Annotated in this window: 16 protein-coding genes; 3 read left to right on the top strand and 13 right to left on the bottom strand. The window is 68.6% G+C overall.

The genetic code is table 11. The features are described 5' to 3' along the window. Window positions 1-91: 91 nt before the first annotated feature. Genes thiL through ACTJKF_RS10290 form a run of 3 tightly spaced genes read left to right on the top strand, consistent with a single transcriptional unit; the run spans window position 92 to window position 2,157 of the window. The gene (gene thiL, locus ACTJKF_RS10280) at window positions 92-1,090 is read left to right on the top strand and encodes a thiamine-phosphate kinase (RefSeq protein WP_440623428.1); all 999 of its coding nucleotides are present in this window, start codon (window positions 92-94) and stop codon (window positions 1,088-1,090) included. Continuing rightward, complete coding sequence (locus tag ACTJKF_RS10285; RefSeq protein WP_440623429.1) at window positions 1,080-1,625, top strand: phosphatidylglycerophosphatase A family protein; 546 nt, start codon at window positions 1,080-1,082, stop codon at window positions 1,623-1,625. Before thiL ends, ACTJKF_RS10285 begins: the two co-directional genes overlap by 11 nt. 31 nt (window positions 1,626-1,656) lie before the next feature. Then, on the top strand, window positions 1,657-2,157 hold the full coding sequence (locus ACTJKF_RS10290) for a CinA family protein (RefSeq protein WP_440623430.1): 501 nt from the start codon (window positions 1,657-1,659) through the stop codon (window positions 2,155-2,157). Between the two features lie 42 nt (window positions 2,158-2,199). Here the strand turns inward: ACTJKF_RS10290 and ACTJKF_RS10295 are convergent, their stop codons facing one another. The 13 genes from ACTJKF_RS10295 to ACTJKF_RS10355 all read right to left on the bottom strand — a co-directional run bounded on the left by ACTJKF_RS10295 (window position 2,200) and on the right by ACTJKF_RS10355 (window position 15,973). Then, entirely contained in the window at window positions 2,200-3,258 is a 1,059-nt protein-coding gene (locus ACTJKF_RS10295) for a haloacid dehalogenase-like hydrolase (protein WP_440623431.1), read from the bottom strand. Window positions 3,259-3,495: 237 nt separating this feature from the next. Beyond that, window positions 3,496-4,323 (bottom strand): orotidine-5'-phosphate decarboxylase, encoded by an 828-nt coding sequence (gene pyrF / locus ACTJKF_RS10300; RefSeq protein WP_440623432.1) that lies wholly within the window; start codon window positions 4,321-4,323, stop codon window positions 3,496-3,498. A 39-nt stretch (window positions 4,324-4,362) separates the two neighbouring features. After that, window positions 4,363-5,424, bottom strand: coding sequence for an aldose 1-epimerase (locus tag ACTJKF_RS10305; protein WP_440623433.1), 1,062 nt, complete (start codon window positions 5,422-5,424; stop codon window positions 4,363-4,365). A gap of 74 nt (window positions 5,425-5,498) precedes the next feature. Beyond that, the gene (locus tag ACTJKF_RS10310; RefSeq protein WP_440623434.1) at window positions 5,499-6,317 is read right to left on the bottom strand and encodes an SDR family NAD(P)-dependent oxidoreductase; all 819 of its coding nucleotides are present in this window, start codon (window positions 6,315-6,317) and stop codon (window positions 5,499-5,501) included. 23 nt (window positions 6,318-6,340) lie between these two features. Further along, window positions 6,341-7,357: an L-arabinose ABC transporter permease AraH gene (araH, locus tag ACTJKF_RS10315; protein WP_440623435.1), complete on the bottom strand. Its 1,017-nt coding sequence runs from the start codon at window positions 7,355-7,357 to the stop codon at window positions 6,341-6,343. 89 nt (window positions 7,358-7,446) lie between these two features. After that, a complete protein-coding gene (gene araG, locus ACTJKF_RS10320; RefSeq protein ID WP_440623436.1) occupies window positions 7,447-8,958 on the bottom strand; it encodes an L-arabinose ABC transporter ATP-binding protein AraG in 1,512 nt (503 codons plus the stop codon). A 67-nt stretch (window positions 8,959-9,025) separates the two neighbouring features. Beyond that, window positions 9,026-10,021: an arabinose ABC transporter substrate-binding protein gene (locus ACTJKF_RS10325; RefSeq protein ID WP_440623437.1), complete on the bottom strand. Its 996-nt coding sequence runs from the start codon at window positions 10,019-10,021 to the stop codon at window positions 9,026-9,028. Window positions 10,022-10,123: 102 nt separating this feature from the next. Beyond that, window positions 10,124-10,903 (bottom strand): SDR family oxidoreductase, encoded by a 780-nt coding sequence (locus tag ACTJKF_RS10330; RefSeq protein WP_440623459.1) that lies wholly within the window; start codon window positions 10,901-10,903, stop codon window positions 10,124-10,126. Continuing rightward, the gene (locus tag ACTJKF_RS10335; RefSeq protein ID WP_440623438.1) at window positions 10,903-11,580 is read right to left on the bottom strand and encodes a 2-dehydro-3-deoxy-6-phosphogalactonate aldolase; all 678 of its coding nucleotides are present in this window, start codon (window positions 11,578-11,580) and stop codon (window positions 10,903-10,905) included. The genes ACTJKF_RS10330 and ACTJKF_RS10335 overlap by 1 nt, the downstream gene beginning before the upstream one ends. A 13-nt stretch (window positions 11,581-11,593) precedes the next feature. Next, window positions 11,594-12,628, bottom strand: a complete 1,035-nt coding sequence (locus ACTJKF_RS10340; RefSeq protein ID WP_440623439.1) for a 2-dehydro-3-deoxygalactonokinase — start codon at window positions 12,626-12,628, stop codon at window positions 11,594-11,596. Next, the gene (locus ACTJKF_RS10345; protein ID WP_440623440.1) at window positions 12,625-13,524 is read right to left on the bottom strand and encodes an IclR family transcriptional regulator; all 900 of its coding nucleotides are present in this window, start codon (window positions 13,522-13,524) and stop codon (window positions 12,625-12,627) included. The genes ACTJKF_RS10340 and ACTJKF_RS10345 overlap by 4 nt, the downstream gene beginning before the upstream one ends. Before the next feature lie 349 nt (window positions 13,525-13,873). Next, entirely contained in the window at window positions 13,874-14,278 is a 405-nt protein-coding gene (locus ACTJKF_RS10350) for an EF-hand domain-containing protein (RefSeq protein WP_440623441.1), read from the bottom strand. Window positions 14,279-14,362: 84 nt separating this feature from the next. Next, window positions 14,363-15,973, bottom strand: a complete 1,611-nt coding sequence (locus tag ACTJKF_RS10355) for a S10 family peptidase (protein WP_440623442.1) — start codon at window positions 15,971-15,973, stop codon at window positions 14,363-14,365. Window positions 15,974-16,311: the final 338 nt, after the last annotated feature.

Genomic DNA, 16,311 nt, shown 5'->3' on the forward strand with positions numbered 1-16,311 from the left:
CCGCGACAAAAATGGGCCGAACGGTGCGGGAACGGCGCCGTTCGCCTCGTACAATGCCGTTCCCTTCCACCGCTTTCCGGGTCCGTCCGCCGTGCCAGCCGCCTTGTCCGAGTTTTCGCTGATCGATCGCTTCTTCGCGCGCCGCGCAGCCCGGGGGGCGCGTGCGTCGACGCTCGGCATCGGGGACGACTGCGCGCTGGTCGCGCCGCGATCCGGGAAATTGCTGGCCATTTCGACCGACATGCTGGTCGAAGGCCGCCATTTCTTCCCCGATGTCGCGCCCGACGCGCTCGGCCACAAGACCCTCGCGGTCAACCTGTCGGATCTCGCCGCGATGGGCGCCGAGCCGCGCGCGTTCACGCTCGCGTGCGCGCTGCCGCGCGCCGACGCCGCCTGGCTCGAGGCGTTCAGCAACGGCCTGTTCGCGCTCGCCGAGCGGTTCGGCTGCGAGCTGATCGGCGGCGACACGACGAGCGGGCCGCTGAACCTGTGCGTGACCGTGTTCGGCGAAGTCGCGCCCGATGCGGCGCTGCGACGCGATGCCGCGCGCGACGGCGACGACGTATGGATCTCCGGCACGCTCGGCGATGCCCGCGCGGGGCTCGGGCTCGCGCGCGGCGAATGGACCGCCGGCGCGGCCGAAGCCGCCGCGTTCCAGCAGGCGCTCGAGCGTCCGGAGCCGCGCATCGCGCTCGGTCTCGCGCTCGCGGGCGTCGCGCATGCGGCGCTCGACCTCTCAGACGGCCTCGCCGGCGACCTGCAACACATCCTGACCCGCTCGAACGTGCGCGCCGACATCGATGCCGACGCGGTGCCGCGCTCGGCCGCGCTCGCGACGCTGCCGCCCGACGTGCAGCGCCGCTGCACGCTGGCCGGCGGCGACGACTACGAACTGTGCTTCACCGCACCGGCCGCGGCCCGCGCGGCGGTCGATGCGGCGGGCGCGAGCGCCGGCGTCCGAGTCACGCGAGTCGGTACAATACATGCGTTGTCCTCGCCGTCGGAACAGCCCGCGATCGCGTGGCGCGACGCCGTCGGCGCGCCCCTGACTCTCACGTTGCACGGTTTCGACCACTTCCATGCAGACTGACCCGACGACCGCGCCCCCCGCGGCCACGCCCGGCGCCGAACGGAACGTGCCGCGGCGCGCCACCGCGCGCTTCATGCTGTCGCACCCGGCGCACATCGTGTCGCTCGGCTTCGGCAGCGGGCTCGCGCCGTTCATGCCCGGCACGTTCGGCTCGCTGTTCGGCTGGCTGTCGTTCGTCGTGCTCAACCGCTACCTGACGGTGCCCGAATGGTGGGCGCTGATCGCGGCCGGGTTCGTCGCCGGCACGTGGATCACCGGCTTCACCGCGCGCAGGATGGGCACGACCGATCCGGGCCCCGTCGTCTGGGACGAAATCGTCGCGATCTGGCTCGTGATGCTGTTCGTCACGCCCGCGACCTTCGTCGGCCAGCTGTGGGCGTTCGTCGTGTTCCGCTGCTTCGACATGCTCAAGCCGCCGCCGATCCGCTATTTCGACCGGCGTGTGAAAGGCGGCCTGGGCATCATGGTCGACGACCTGATCGCCGCGTTCATGACGTTGCTCGTGATCGCGCTCTGGCGCTCCGTCGTCGGCTGACCGATTTCCCGACTCCCGTTTCCCGACGCGCATGCCAACCGATTCCGTCGTCCATCAGCTTGCGATCCGCGCAGGCAACAAGCTGCGTGACGAGCACCTGTCGCTCGCCACCGCCGAATCCTGCACGGGCGGCATGATCGCCGCCGCGATCACCGACATCTCCGGCAGCAGCCAGTGGTTCGAGCGCGGCTTCGTCACCTACTCGAATCAGGCCAAGATCGACATGATCGGCGTGCCGCACGACCTGATCGACAAGCACGGCGCCGTCAGCGAACCGGTCGCGCGCGCGATGGCCGAGGGCGCGCTGCGCAACAGCCGCGCGCAGGTCGCGCTGTCCGTCACCGGCATCGCCGGCCCGGCGGGCGGCAGCGAGAAGAAGCCGGTCGGCACCGTGTCATTCGCGTGGAGCAACCGGCTGCATACCGACGTCGAAACCCGGGTGTTCAAGGGCGACCGCGAGCAGATCCGCACGCAGGCGGCCGCGCATGCGCTGCGCGGGCTGCTGACGCTGCTCGACGAACGCGAAGGCTGAACCGCCCACGCAACCGGCGGGGCGGCCAGCGCCCCGCCCCGCTTACTGGATCGCGTCGGGCTTCACGACGATCCAGTTCCGGTCCGCCGTGACCGGCAGGCCGAGCGCCTTCTGCCGTGCGGCCGATTCGTCCGACCACGCGCGGATCTGCGCCATCTGCTTGTCCTTCTTGTTCACCCACACGCGCACGCCGCCGCGCGCGACGTCGGTCGCATTCAGCAGCATGTAGCCGTCGGACGCCGGTGTGTCGCCCGCGACCAGCACCGGCTTCTTCCACTGGTCGATCCAGCCGACGATCGAGCCGAGCTTGCCTTCGTACCACGTCATCGGGTTCATCAGGAACGGCGTGATCACGAGGTTGCGGTTCGCCGCCTCGTCGTACTTGCCGGCCTTGATCTGCAGCCGCGACGTGGTCAGCGCGCCCGTCGCCGGATTGCGCAGCAGCGTCGTCACGCCGATCACGTTCTGCGGCTTCACGTTGTAGCCGTACTTCGGATCGGCCAGCACGAGCCGCGCGAGCTCCTCGTGCGCGGCCGTCATCACGTAGACCTCGATCCCGTTCTCGCGCAGCGCGTTGTACAGCTCCTGCATCCCGCGGAAGAAGCGCGGCGGGTTCGCGGTACCGTCGACGACCTTGTCGCCCTGCCAGTAACGGATCGGCACCGGCTTGCCGTCGGCGAGCATCGCGTCGACGTGGCGCTTCAGGTCCGCCAGCGACAGCCCCGCGAACGCCTGCGCGATCCACGGGTAGCAGACCAGGTCGTCGATCTCGCAGAGCCGGTAGTAGTAGCTCGTCAGCGACTCTTTGTAGTCAGCGGAATCCTTGAACGGAATCAGCTTCAGCGACGGATCGAGCGAGTCGCGCGTGAGCACGCCATGGTTCTCGAGATACGGCAGCAGCGATTCCTCGAGGTCGTAGCGATAGGTCGTGTTGTCGGCGTCGAACACCGCGTAGTCGCCGCGATGCGCATGCTCGGCAATCATCGCGTTCAGCGCCTTCGCGCTCTCGGCCGGCCAGTGCGACAGGTCCGCCGCGTGGGCGAACGACATGCACAACGACGCGGCAAGCGCGCTCAGGAGATGGCGGGACAGCTTGGGCATGGCGTCGCTCCCTTTCTTGACATTTTGGTTACGGATCGATGACAAACGGCAGCATCGCGCGAACAAATTGCCGACATGCGGTACGGAAGCGACGGGAAGTTGTCGGCGCGCGCCAGCGCGGGGAGGCCAAGCGAGGGAACGGGAGGAGACAGCGCCAGCCCGCGTGCGCGGGGCCGGTGCCAACCGCCCGGCCAGGCGGCCGGGCGGCGTGATGCGATACGGTGTCGTGCGATTCGATCAGCGATACGCGTTGATCGTGTCGCGCGTCTTCTGCGCGGCGAGCGCCGCGGCTTCGGCGAAATCCTCGCCCTTGCTCGCGTACAGGATCGCGCGCGACGAGTTGATCATCATGCCGGTGCCGTCGGCGGTGCGGCCCGCGTTGACGGTCGCCCGCACGTCGCCGCCCTGCGCGCCGATGCCGGGGATCAACAGCGGCATGTCGCCGACGATCCCGCGCACAATCTCGATTTCGTTCGGGAACGTCGCGCCGACCACGAGACCGAGCTGGCCGCTCTTCGCGTTCCACTTGTTCGCCGCGAGGTCGGCAACGACCTGGTACAGCGGCCGGCCGTTCGTGTCGAGGAACTGCAGGTCCGAGCCGCCCGGGTTCGACGTGCGGCACAGCACGATCACGCCCTTGCCTTCATGCTCGAAGTAAGGCTCGACCGAGTCGTAGCCCATGTACGGGTTCACGGTGACCGCGTCCGCGCGATAGCGCTCGAACGCTTCGCGCGCGTACTGCTCGGCGGTGCTGCCGATGTCGCCGCGCTTCGCGTCGAGGATCACGGGCAGGCCCGGATGCTGAAGGTGGATGTGCGCGATCAGGCGCTCGAGCTGATCTTCGGCGCGGTGCGCAGCGAAGTACGCGATTTGCGGCTTGAACGCGCTCGCATACTCGGCGGTCGCGTCGACGATCTGCCGGCAGAATTCGAAGATCGCGTCGGGCTGGCCGTCGAACTGCACGGGAAAGCGCGACGGCTCGGGATCGAGGCCGACGCACAGCAGCGAATTCGTGCGCTGCCACGCGGCGCGCAGCGATTCGATGAAAGTAAGCGGGGAAGACATGGCGGAGACTCGCGGCAAACCGTTGGTAGACCGCGTATTTTACCCGCGTCGCCGGCGTCCCTCGCGCGCGACCGCATCGACGCGCGCATCGGCCCGCTCGACGGTGAACGCGAACCGCCGCGTGAGCCGCTCGCCCGGCGCGAGCAGCGTCATCCCGTGCGCGGCCGCGCCGCCCGGCAGGTTCACCGCATTGATCGGATGATCGACCGGCTCGAAGCAGAAGAAATCCTGGTCGGGCGGCGTGAACAACACGTACGCATCGGTGTCGGCCGCGACCGTCAGCGACAGCGCGCGGCGCGGCCAGCTCACCGTCGCGTGGCCGCCCCAGCCGGTGAACGCGTGATTCACGAGCGTCGACGGCAGCGGATACGCGACGCCGAACTGCCAGGCCGGCGGCACGCTCACATGCCGCATCGGCAGGAAATCGGCGCCCGACAGCCACAGGCCGCCCGCCGCCGCCGCCAGCTCGGTCGCGTCGTCGCGCACGAGGAACGGATGCAGCCCGAGCCCGAACGGCAGCCGCGCGCGGCCCGCGTTCTCGATCGTCAGCGCGATCGACAGCGTCGTGTCGTCGAGCGCGAACGACTGGATCGCGCGGAATGCATACGGCGCGCCGCGCGTGCGGTCGAGCGACAGCTGCAGCGCCGTATCGGTCGCGTCGTCCACGTGCCACGGCGCGAGCCAGCCGTCGCCGTGTATCGGCAGCGGCTCGTCGCGGCGATTGCGCGGCACCGCGATGCTGCGCCCGTCGCATTCGAAGCGGCCGTTGGCAATCCGGTTCGAGTACGGCAGCAGCGGATAGCACGCGAGCTGGTTCGGATCCGTCGCCGTTTCCGGGTGCTCGCAGCGGCGGAACACCGGCACCAGCGCACCGTGGTCGCCGCGCCAGTCGAAGCGCGCGATGCCGCCGCCGAGGTGCGGCAGCACGTCGAGCCGCAGCGACGCGTTCGACAGCGTGACGGCCGCCGCATGCGCGGCGCCGACACCCTGCGCGAACGCAGCGGTCTGCGGGCCGGCGCTGACCGGCTGCGCGGCGGCAGCCAGGCGCGCACGGCGCGACTGACTCGTGGACGACGATGCGCGCGAGGACGTGGCGGTCATGGTGAGCTCCTTTCCTTCGTCGATGAAACGATACGGGTCGTCGCGCGGCACCGCGCGAGCGCGAACTCCGGCAATCAGGCCCAGCCGCCGTCGACCACCACGTCCTGCGCGGTGATCATCCGGCTGTCGTCGGCCGCGAGAAACAGCGCCATGCGCGCGAGATCGTCCGGCAGCAGCTCGGCGTCGATGCACTGGCCGGCCTTGATTGCGGCACGACCCGCGTCGTCGAGCCACAACCTGCGCTGCTTGTCGGTCATCACCCAGCCGGGCACCAGCGAATTCACGCGAATCCCGAACGGGCCGAGATCGCGCGCGAGCCCGCGCGTGAGCCCCTGCACGGCCGCCTTCGCCATCACGTAGACGGGATAGCCGCCGTTCTTCAGCATCCAGCTGATCGAGCCCAGGTTGACGATCGCGCCGCCGCCGCGCTGCTTCATGTCGTCGATCACCGCCTGCGCGGCGAAGAACTGGTGGCGCAGGTTCACCGCGATGCCCGCGTCGAACGACGCGGGCGTCACGTCGCCGATCGCGTGGCGCGTGTCGTTCGCCGCGTTGTTCACGAGCACCGCGATCGCGCCGATCCGCGCGCGGATCGCGTCGATCGTCCGGCGCAGCGCGTCGATGTCGGTCAGGTCGCACGGGAGGAACAGCGGCGCATGGCGGACGCCCTGCTCACGCGCGAGGCGCTCCGCCAGCACGGTGCCCGCGTCCGCATCGAGGTCGACGAACGCGACGCGCGCGCCCTGCCGCGCGAAGTGCTCGACGAACGACGCGCCGATCCCGGTCGCGCCGCCCGTGATCAGCACCGCGCGATCCTCGAGGCTCGGGTAGCGCGCATAGCGCGTGTCGCTCGCCGCGGCGTGCGGAGCCTGCGCGGGTGTTTCGAAGGTCATGCGAATCGTCTCCGTGGAATCGGTCAGTCGCGTACGCCGCGGTTCTTCAGCTGGTCGAGCAGCACGGCCGCGAGCAGGATCGCGCCGCGCACCAGGTACTGATAGAACGCGTCGATGTTCAGCAGGTTCATCACGTTCTCGACGGTGCCCATGATCAGCACGCCGATCACGACGCCCGAGATCGTCGCGCGGCCGCCCATCAGCGACACGCCGCCGAGCACGCACGCGGAGATCACGTTCAGTTCGAAGCCCTGCGCGGCGTTCGGCTGGCCCGACGTGATGCGCGACGCGAGGATCACGCCGGCGAGCGCCGTCACCGCGCCCTGGATCAGGAAGATATACACGCGCGTGCGTTCGACGTTGATCCCCGCGAGGCGCGACGCCTCGGGGTTGCCGCCGATCGCGAGCGTGTTGCGGCCGTACACGGTCTGGTTCAGCAGCACGCCGAACACGATGAAGCACAGCAGCGTGACCCAGATCGGCAGCGATACGCCGAAGAGCGACAGCCCGCCGAGCGCGATGAACGTATCCGACGACACGCCGACCGCCTGCCCCTTCGACACGATGAAACCGAGCCCGCGCACGATTTCCATCGTCGCGAGCGTCGTGATCAGCGCGTTGATGCGCAGGTACGCGATCACCGCGCCGTTCACGAAGCCGATCGCCGCGCCGGCCGCGACCGCCGCGATGATCGCGACGAACGTGTTGTCGGTCGCGTTGAGCACCATCGCGCACAACACGCCGGAGAACGCGACGGTCGAGCCGATCGACAGGTCGAAGTCGCGCGACGCGAGACAGAACATCATCGTGCACGCGACCATCCCGATCTGCGAGATCGACAGCGCGAGGCCGAGCATGTTGTCGATCGAGAAGAAGTGATCGACGGTGAGCGACATCGTGATGAACATCACCGCGAAGATCGCGATCAGGCTGTATTCGGTGAGGTGCTGCCACCACTTCTGGCGGTCGCCCTGCTGTGGAACCAGCGCGTCGGCCGATGGCTTCACGGTCGCGCTGGCGAGGTTTTCCCTGACTTGCATGGTTGTGTCTCCTGCTCCTGCATCGCGCGGCCCGCGCCGCGCGTGATCGATTCGATTCTCGTGTGTCGCCCGGGGCGACCCCAACCACCTCAAGCCGCTTCGACGACGCTCGTCTGCGGCAGCGCAAGGTTCAGCACCGCATGCTCGTTCGCCCGGTCGCGCGGCAGCTCGCCCGCGATCCGCCCTTCGCGCATCACGACGACGCGATCGGACACGCCGAGCACTTCCGGCAGTTCCGACGACACCATCACGATCGCGCAGCCGCGCTCCGCGAGCCGGTAGATCACGTCGTAGATCTCGTGCTTCGCGCCGACGTCGATACCGCGGGTCGGCTCGTCGAGGATCACGACCTTCAGGTCGGGCTCCGCGAGCCAGCGCGACAGGATCGCCTTCTGCTGGTTGCCGCCCGACAGGAAGCGGATCTTCTGCCGCCGGTTCGGCGTCTTGATCTTCAGCCGCTGGATGAAGCGGTCGGCCGTTTCGCTCTCGGTCTTGCGGTCGATGAAAAGCCCCGCGCGCAGCGAATGACGACGGCAACTGATGTTGATGTTCTCCGCGACCGACGCCATCGCGATGATCCCCTCCTCCTTGCGATCTTCCGGGCACAGCACGATGCCGTGACGGATCGCGTCGCCGGCGCGCTTCACGTCGATCCGCTTGCCGTCGAGCGTCAGCACGCCCGCGCGCCGGCGGTCCACGCCGTAGATCAGCCGCATCAACTCGCTGCGGCCCGCGCCGACCAGCCCGAAGAAGCCGACGATCTCGCCCGCGCGCACCGAGAAGCTCGCGGGTTCGCGCAGCGCCGGGCCGTCGACGCCTTCCGCGGAGAACCGCACGTCGCCGAGCGCGCGCGGCGCGTAGTGGTAGATATCCGAAATCTCGCGGCCGACCATCTCGGCGACCAGCCGCTCCCGCGGCACGTCGGCGAGCGCTTCGTGCGACGCGATCTTGCGCCCGTCGCGGAAGATCGTGCACGCATCGCACAACCGGTAGATCTCGTCCATCCGGTGCGAGATGTAGATCAGCGCGCGGCCCTGTGCACGCAGGTCGTCGACGAGCTTGAACAGCACCTCGGTCTCGCGATGCGACAGCGAGCTCGTCGGCTCGTCGAGCGCGATCACGCGGGCGTTGCGCATCAGCGCCTTGCAGATCTCGACCATCTGCCGCTGCGCGATCGACAGCCGCCCGAGCCTCGCGTCGGGATCGAGATCGACACCCATCGCGGCGAGCCGCTCGCGCACGTGGCGCTTCGCCTCGCCCTTCCTCACCCAGCCGAGCGCATTCGGCAGGCGGCCGAGCAGCAGGTTTTCCGCGACCGTCAGGTCGGGCACGTACTGCAACTCCTGGTGAATCACCGCAATGCCGGCCGCGATCGACGCAGCCGCACTCGAGAAATGCACGGGCTGGCCATCGACCAGCACGCTGCCCGCATCGGGCTGGTATTCGCCGCCGAGAATCTTCAGCAGCGTCGACTTGCCCGCGCCGTTCTCGCCCATCAGGCCATGCACCTCGCCCGCATGCACGTCGAACGAGATGCCGTCGAGTGCGCGCACGCCGGGAAATACCTTGCCGATATTGTCAAAACGCAGTGCCGCTGACACGTCGTCTCCCCACTTGCAGATCCATCGATCGCCGGCCGCCGCATCGCCGCGGCAGCCGGCAAGCCGCTTACTTCGATGCGAGCCCCATCTCCTCGCGCACCTTCGACACGTTGTCGCGCGTCGCGAGCATGCCCGTGGTCAGCGTCAGCGGCGGCGGTGCCTTGCCCTGCGTGATCCACGTGTACATCAGGTCCGAGGTTTCCTCGCCGTGGCGCTTCGGGCTGATGATCACGGTGCCGTAGAAGCCCGTCGGCTGCGGCTTCTTGAACTCGTTGAGCGCCGAATCGGAACCGCCGATGCCGATGCCGATCATGTTGTCCGCCTTGAAGCCGCGCCCTTCGGCCGCGCGCACCGCGCCGAGCACGGCCTCGTCGTTCAGGCCGTACGCGACCCAGTGCTTGAACTGCGGGTTCTTGGTGAGCGCGATGTTCGCCGCGTTGAACGCGTTCTCGGTGTCGGTCTTCGCCTGCGGCGCCGCGATCACGTTCGCCTTCGGGAAGCCGGCGGCGACCAGCGCGTCGGTCGCGCCGCTCGTGCGGTCATGCGCGGTCGGCAGCTGCTCGTACGTGATGTCGATCGCGCCGACGTCCTTCATGTTCCAGCCGCGCTTCTTGATCTCGGCCGCGATGCCGTCGCCGACCTGCTTGCCGATGTTGTACGCGGAAATCCCCATGTGCGGCACGGACTCGATCGGCTTGCCGGCGCCGTCGACGAGGCGGTCGTCGACCGTCATCATCTTCAGGTTGTGCGACTTCGCCTTCGCGACGATGCCCGGCCCGAGCTTCACGTCGGGCGTGCAGATGATGAAGCCCTGCGCCTTCTGGGCAGACAGGTTGTCGATCGCGCTCATCACCTTCTCGCCGGACGGCGCGCCGATCTTCACGAGCGTGAAGCCCTTCTCCTTCGCGGCCATTTCGGCGAACTTCCATTCGTCCTGGAACCATGGCTCTTCCGGCTGCTTCACGAGGAAGCCGATCTTGACCGGATCGGCCGCGTGCGCGACCGGGCTCCCCATCACCACCGCGGCCGCGGCGGCCAGCGTTACGAACGTTCTGCGTTTCATCTCCAGTGTCTCCTTGTCTTCATCGATCAGGATGCAGCCGCTTGTTGGTTTCGACGCAGCGTGCGCGCGGCCGTCGCACGTGCGGTCTTTCGAATCGTTGCGTCAGTCGTGGTACAGCGCCGCGCGCCCACCGTCGACGGTGATGCATGCGGCATTGATGAACGGCGCCTCGTCGGACGCGAGGAACACGGCCGTCATCGCGACCTCCTCCGGTTGGCCGATCCGCTTCATCGGCTGCAGGGCGAGCGTCTCGGCGCGCGCGGTAACCGGGTCGGCCTGCGCGTCCCACCAGTCGCGCGTGAGCTGCGTCTCGATGTAGCCGGGCGCGATGGCGTTCACGCGCACGTTGCGCGCCGCGTATTCGATGCCGAGCGCACGCGTGAGGCCGAGCACGCCGTGTTTCGCGACCGGGTACGGAAAGCAGCCCGGGATGATGCGGAACGCATGCGTCGACGCGATGTTCACGATGCTGCCCCGGCCGCGCTCGACCATCCCCTCCAGCGCCGCGCGGCAGCCGTGCCACACGCCGTCGAGGTCGACCGCGAAACAGCGGCGCCAGTCGTCGTCCGTCATCGTCAGCGGATCGGCGAACACGTTGATGCCCGCGTTGTTCACGAGCACGTCGAGCGGGCCGAACGCGGCTTCGGTCCGCGCGAGCGCATCGCGCACCGAGTCCTGCCGCGCGACGTCCGCATGCAGCGCCAGCGCGCGGGCGCCGTCGACGTCGGCGGCGAGCGCCGCGGCCGTGCGCTGCGCTTGCGGGAAGTCGAGGTCGACGAGCGCGACGGCCGCGCCTTCGCGCACGAACGCCAGCGCGATTGCGGCGCCGATCCCGCGGCCCGCGCCCGTCACCATCGCGACCTTGCCCGCGAGGCGTCCCATCATGCTGCTCCGCCGCGCGCCGCGCGCAGGCCGGCCTGGAACGCGCGCGCATTCGCCGCGGTCGCGTCCGCCGACTGGCCGGGCCGATACAGCGCCGAACCCAGGCCGAAACCATTGGCACCGGCCGCGAGGAACGGCTGCATGTTGTCCGGCGCAACACCGCCGACCGGAATCAGCGGCACCGCGCGGTCGATCACCGCGCGCCACGCCTTCACGACGGGCACGCCGAGCTGTTCGGCCGGAAACATCTTCAATACGTCGGCGCCGTTCGCGAGCGCGGCGAAGGCCTCGGTCGGCGTCGCGACGCCCGGCGCGCTCGCCAGCCCGCGCTCGCGCGCGCGGCGGATCACGGCCGCGTCGCTGTGCGGCATCACGATCAGCGTGCCGCCCGCGTCCTGCACGCGGTCGACGAACTCGGCGCGCAACACGGTGCCCGCGCCGACGACCATGTCGTCGGGCAAGGCGCGGCGCAGCACCGCGATGCTGTCGAATGGATCGGGCGAATTGAGCGGCACCTCGACGATCCGGAAGCCGGCTTCATGCAACGCAAGGCCGTGGTCGACCGCTTCGGCAGGCGTGATCCCGCGCATGATCGCGATCAGCGGGCACGCGTCGAAGGCACGCATCAGTGCGGCGTTCGGCGTGTACGGCGCGGGCAGCGTAAGGTCGGACGGCATCGGCAATTCCTCTTCAATCGGTTCGTTGATCGGCGCAGGCGGGTTCGCCGTCCGCGCGCACGAGCCCGGCGCGCGACGCGATCCACCACAAGCCGCGTTCGGTCGCCTGTGCGACGACGCGTGCGTGCGTGCAGCCGAACAGGTTCAGCGCGTCGACATAGCGCGCGCACAATCCGTCGTCGCCGATCAGCAGCAGCGGCTGGTTCGCGAGCGTCGCGCCGCGCTCCGCGAGCATCGCGTCGAGCGCATTGAGCTCATGGCCGATCAGCAGACCGGACAGGTAATCGCCCTGCGCATCGGCCGCGAGCCGGTCGGTCAGGCCGAGCGTGCGCGTGCTGAAGATCGTCGCGAGCAGTCCCGTGCGATGCGCGCCGCGAGCCACCGCGACGCCGCGCACGAACGCCGCGCGGTCCGGCGATTCACTCGGACGCATCGTGCGCCCGAGGATCGTATGGTCGCGCAGCGCCGCGTACAGCTCGCCCGTCATGAAGGTCTGGAAGCGCTCGATGAGCCCGCCCTTCACCCACGCCCACTTCGCATGCGTGCCCGGCAATCCGATCAGTACCCCTGAACGATCGGCATCAAGCATGGGATCGTTCGCGAGTGCACCGAATATCTGGGTTTCTTCGCCGCGCATCACGTCCGGCAATTCACCCGCCGCGATCACGCCCGGCACGATCGACACCGTCGTGCCGCGCGCCGTCGTCACCGTGACGAGGCCCGCGACGAGCGCGTCCGCGCCGGCCGGCACCGCGACGTACGGCGCCTCGCGCCAACCCTGTGCGCTGCCGACCATCCCGGCGGCCAGCACCGGCACGTCCGGCGCGCGGTCGAGCCAGTCGCCGCACGCTTCCTCGAACACGACGTCGAACGCACGCGCGCCGCCGGCCGGCACGTGCATCACGCCCGCCGCGCGGCTGCGCGTGTCGATGAGCGCGCCGCGCGCGTCGAACAGATACGCGCGCAGCGACGTCGTGCCCCAGTCGAGCGCGATCAGCGACGGTGCGGCGGCGTTGGCATCCGGAGCGGTCCGGGTCGAATTGGTCATCGTTTGATCCTGCGGGTACCCTGCGGCGGGCTCCAGCCCAGCTCCGCGGAAATGGCTCGCGCTTCGCGCTGCACGAGCGGAATCAGTTCGTCCATCCGGTCGTGCGGCATGTACGGAATCGTGCTCGCGACCGACACGGCCGCGACGACCGCGCCCGATGCGTCGCGGATCGGTGCGGCCACGCAGCGGATCGATGCTTCGTTTTCCTCGAGATCGAACGTGTAGCCGCCGGCCGCGTAATGCGCCATGCGCTGCAGGAACGCGCTCGTCTCGGGCCGGTTGTCCGGCTTGAAATTGACGCCGGCCAGCGCGCGCCGCGCGGCTTCGAACAGCGAGCGCCACAGGTCCGGATCGAGGTCGAGCATCATCGCCTTGCCAATGCCGGTCGATGCGAGCGGCATCCGGTGGCCGACGCGCGAGCGCATCTCGAGGCCGCGCGTGCCGGGAATCTTGTCGATATACAGCACGTCGTCGCCGTCGCGCACGCCGAGGTGAATCGTGTCGAGCGTCGCTTCCGCGAGCGCTTCGAGGTGCGGCCGCGCGACCGCCGTGAGCGGCATCTGTTCGAGCGCGATCGTGCCGAGTTCGATCAGCTTCGGGCCGAGCAGGTAGCCGCCCTGCACCTGGCGCAGGTAGCGCGCCTGCACGAGGCTGCTGACGAGACGGTGCGTCGTGCTGCGCGTCGTGCCGAGCGCGGCGCCGATCGCCCGCATGTCGCGTGCGCCGTTCGCGATCGCCTCGAGGATCGCTAGACCGCGCAACAGCGTCTGCGTGCCGGCCTGCTGCGCGGCCAGATCGAGCGGCGTGCTGGTCGCGCCGATGCTGTCGGTGAGCGGTGCGTCGTCCGGCGTCGCGCGCCGGGTATCGAGAGCAAGGGTGTCGGGCATCTTGGTCATGGAACAGGCTTCTTCAACGGAATCGGTGAAGCCGCTGTCGCGAGGCCGGCACGAGGTCGGGCGTCGCGGCAACGCGGCGGTCGATGCACCGAGGAAAGCGCCCGGCGAACTTCATGGAATGTGTCTCCGTGTGCGTCGGGCGCCGCGCGGTGCGTGGGTCCGAAGCTGTCGATGTGCTTCGGATTGTAGGAGCGCACGCACTCGTCTCCAATATTTGAATGCGTTGTCCAGATAATGAGAAATGCAACGGGAAGGCCGCGACCTGCGTCGCAAAACGGCCGCGCCATGCGCAAGGGGGCGGAACCCGACGCATCGCGGGTTCCGCCCCCGTTATCCACGCGCGCCGCGCTTACTGCTGGGTCGTGCCGCGCGCCTGCATGTAGCGCTGCACGTCGGAGAACGACACGCGGCCGCTGCCGCTCGAATCGATCTGCCGGAAGTGGTTCGCGACGTAGCCGAGGCCGGCCGCGCGCGCCTGCGCTTCGGTGATCGAACCGGTGTTCTGCGTGTCGGCCGCGCCGAACTGCCGCGCGAGCTTGCGCACCACCTGCGCGTGCAGCGCGGCGCCGGTCGTCTGCGTGCCGGCGGCGGGCTTGCGCGCGGCCGGCGGCACGTAGGGATCGCCAAGCTGCGCCTGGCGCGCGCGCGCCGGGGTGGCGGCATCGCTCGCCTGCGCGAACGCGGATGCGGATGCGGATGCTGCAATGCCGGCGCAGGCAAGCGCGGCGGCAACGACGATGAAACGTTTCTTCATGTCAGGCTCCAGTCTGGAATGGGGTCGTCGACGGCCGGCGAACGGCGCCGCCACGGGCGCGCGTCGCCGGGCCCGTCCATCGCATCAGTGCGCGGCCGCGTTGTAGAAAGTCACGAGGTCGGCTTTCTCCTGCGGACGCGACGTATCGTCGAGATAGACCATGTGTCCACCCTGATAGTCCTTGATCGTCAGGTTCGGTTGCGAGCCCAGCCGCGCGAGGTCGAGCTCGGTCTGGTAGAACGGCGTCGCGATGTCGTGATACCCGTTCAGCGACAGCACCTTCAGCGACGGATTCAGCGTCAGCGCCGCGGCGAGATCCGGGATCGTGTCCGGCATCGCGAGGCCGTCGTGCGTCCAGTCCCACGTGTTGATCGCGTTGCTGCTCAGCGAATAGGCGGACTGCGCGCTGTACTTCAACACGTTCGGCAGGTAGCTGCCGATCGTGTCGGTGAACGGCTTCGTGATGAACGTGCTCGACGGATCGCCGTCCGCCGCGAGCGGGCTCGACGACGGCACGTTCACGCGCGCGTCGTAGCGGCCGATCAGCGTGCCCGGGATCAGCGACACCTGGAAGCTGTTGTCGAAGAAGGTCGGCACGACGTTGAAGTTCGCATTCCACAGCGGCTGCTTCACGCCGGTCGCATTCACCATCGTCGAGACGAGCGTCGGCGATGGCGGCGTATGGCTCGCGAGATACGCGTTCACGGCGGGCGCGTAGCTGCCGGCCGTCAGCAGGCGCATCTGGTCCGCGTACTGCGGCAGGCTCGACGGGTTCGGATTGTCGAGCTGGTAGTACGCGCCGACGGTGCCGTAGGACGGCACGAAGCCCGCGCAGCTCACCGGGCTCGCCCCGTTGTTCGAGTTGCCGACATAGTCGCTCGCCATGTCGCAGTTCGCGTTGTAGTTCAGAATCGACGACTGCAGCACGATGCCGGCGAGCTTCACGCCGGCCGTCTCGAGCAGGTTCGCGAGCACGTCGGTGCGCGGCGTGCCGTACGACTCGCCGAACAGGTATTTCGGCGAAGCGTCGCGCTGGTTCACGGCGAGGTAGCGCGTCACGAAGTCGCGGAACGCGCCGCCATCCTGGTCGACGCCCCAGAACGTCTGGTTCGTGTTCGGCGCGATCGCCTCGGAAAAGCCGGTGCCGATCGCATCGACGAACACGAGGTCGGTCGTGTCGAGCAGGCTTTCCGCGTTGTCGACGAACGGGAACGTCGACGTGTTCGCGTTCGGGTCACCCGTCTGGATCCGCTTCGGGCCGAACGAGCCGAGATGCAGCCACACCGACGCGGAGCCGGGGCCGCCGTTGTACAGGAACGTGACGGGCCGCTTCGCCGCGGGCTGGTTGTCGGCGGTGTACGCGACGTAGAAGAACGATGCTTCGGGCGCGCCCGTCTGCGGGTTGCGCGCGACGAGGTGGCCGGCGGTGGCCGTGTAACGGATCGTCTGGCCGTTCAGCGTGATCGTGTGATGGGTGACGGCGGCCTTTTCGACCGCGGCGGACGCGTCGAGCGACGCGGTCGCGCTCGACGAATAACTGTTGGGATCGTTGTACGGCCTGTCCACCTGAGCGGCGGGATCGGCTGAATTGTCGGACCCTGCTGCGGCGGACGACGTCACGTCGTCGTTGCAGGCCGTCAGAATCAGCGAAGAGAACACAACCCCCAACAACAGCTTCGCTTTGCTCGCTGGCATCGTTGCTTTCCTTCTCTCAAATGTTTTTATGTCGAGCAGCCGGGTAAGCCGCCCCCCGCCTCGATTGCGGCCGATAAGCCGAGGCGCCGGCCAATATACGCGAGCGGGTTGGCTTTGAAAAATTTGGAAATATTCGAGCGACAGCCGGTGCAGCGCACACCTTTCAGAAATGCTTCGATTCGCGAACCGTTGCATTTCACATAGCTTTCAATGCATTGCGCGTTTACCTGGCGACACTAAAATCGTGCGGATTTCGTGCCATGTCGGCAAACAAAATCGCCCGCCTGCCGGCATTGCTCAGCAAACCGAAATAGACGAATTCGTCTAATGGATGTGTC

It is taken from the genome of Burkholderia sp. 22313, from assembly GCF_052045245.1.
In the GTDB taxonomy this organism is placed as follows: Bacteria; Pseudomonadota; Gammaproteobacteria; order Burkholderiales; family Burkholderiaceae; genus Burkholderia.